1 protein-coding gene is annotated in these 1,418 nt (G+C 66.4%); it reads right to left on the bottom strand.

Features of this window, described 5'->3' with window-relative positions; all coding sequences use genetic code 11:
• Window positions 1–59 precede the first annotated feature (59 nt).
• Window positions 60–1,295 (bottom strand): IS256 family transposase, encoded by a 1,236-nt coding sequence (locus tag AAY78_RS00010; RefSeq protein WP_046746337.1) that lies wholly within the window; start codon window positions 1,293–1,295, stop codon window positions 60–62.
• Between the last annotated feature and the right edge of the window lie 123 nt (window positions 1,296–1,418).

Genomic DNA, 1,418 nt, shown 5'->3' with positions numbered 1-1,418 from the left:
GGCCGCGTCCGTTTGAGTGGTGGTCTTTCGCTTCGTTGCGATGATCAGCTGTCGTTAGTTTAGGCGGCGGTGATCTCGGGGAGTATCACCGCCTCGTCGATGGTGGGGGTGGTCGCGGTGAGCTCGGTCATGGAGGCTTCGGAGAAGTAGCGGCGGTCGGCGGCTTCCCATTCGTCGTGTTGCTCGACGAGGACGGAGCCGGCCAGGCGGAGCAGGGCGGCGTTGTTCGGGAACACGCCAACGACGTCGGTGCGGCGCTTGATCTCCCGATTGAGGCGTTCCAGCGGGTTCGTGGACCAGATCTGTCGCCAATGCCGGGCGGGGAACGCTTTGAACGCGAGGATGTCGTCACGGGCGTCGGTGAGCATCACGGCGGTCTTGGGGTGGACGCGCTCGATCATGCGCACGACTTCGTCGAACTGGGCATCGATGTGCTCGGCGTCGGGTTGGGCGAAGATCGTGCGGATCACGCTGGCGACCATCTCCTGCCGGCCCTTCGGGAGGGCGGTCAGGACGTTGCGCATGAAGTGGACGCGGCAGCGCTGCCAGGCGGCGCCCTGCAACACGGTCGCTGCGGCCTTCTTCAGTCCGGCGTGGGCGTCGGAGATCACCAGCTTCACCCCGCCCAGACCTCGTGTCTTCAACGAGCGCAGGAACTGCTTCCAGAACTCCTCGGTCTCGCTGTCTCCGACATCGAAGCCCAGCACGACCCGCCGCCCGTCAGCGGCGACGCCGATCGCGACGACGACCGCCTGGGACACGACACGGTGGTCGATGCGGACCTTGCAGTAGGTCGCGTCGAGGAACACGTAGGGGTAGGCGATGTCAGACAGCGAGCGGTCGCGGAACGATGCGACCTCGGCGTCGAGCCCTTGGCAGATGCGGGACACCTCGGACTTCGAGATGCCAGTGTCAGCGCCGAGCGCTTTGACGAGGTCATCGACCTTCCGGGTTGAGACGCCGTGGAGGTAGGCCTCCATCACGACCGCGAACAAGGCTTGGTCGACCCGGCGGCGCCGCTCCAGCAGCGACGGGAAGAACGACCCCTGCCGCAACTTCGGGATCCGCAACTCCAGATCCCCAGCCGTGGTCGACAGCACCCGCGGCCGGGAACCGTTGCGGGTAGTCGTGCGCTCGCTCGTGCGCTCGTAGGGGGCGGCGCCGATGAATGCGGCTGTCTCCGCGTCGATCAGCTCCTGGTAGAGCCGCTCGGTCGCGGCTCGGATGCGGTCGGTGGTGCCGGTGAGCTTCAGTTCCCCGAGCAGCTCGAGGAGGGCAGACTGGTCAAGAGCCATCGTGCGGTGTCGTCTTTCTGTGTGAGTTCTTGGTCGTTCTCACTGACCATCGCACGATGGCTCACCCCGTCGCGGTCACGACGCCGCGGGCCCGAAAGACCACCACCCCGCGGGACTCCAGGC

The sequence above is a fragment of the Microbacterium sp. Ag1 genome, from assembly GCF_001005635.1.
Lineage (GTDB): Bacteria > Actinomycetota > Actinomycetes > Actinomycetales > Microbacteriaceae > Microbacterium > Microbacterium oxydans.
This window is presented reverse-complemented; position numbering and strand designations above follow the sequence as displayed.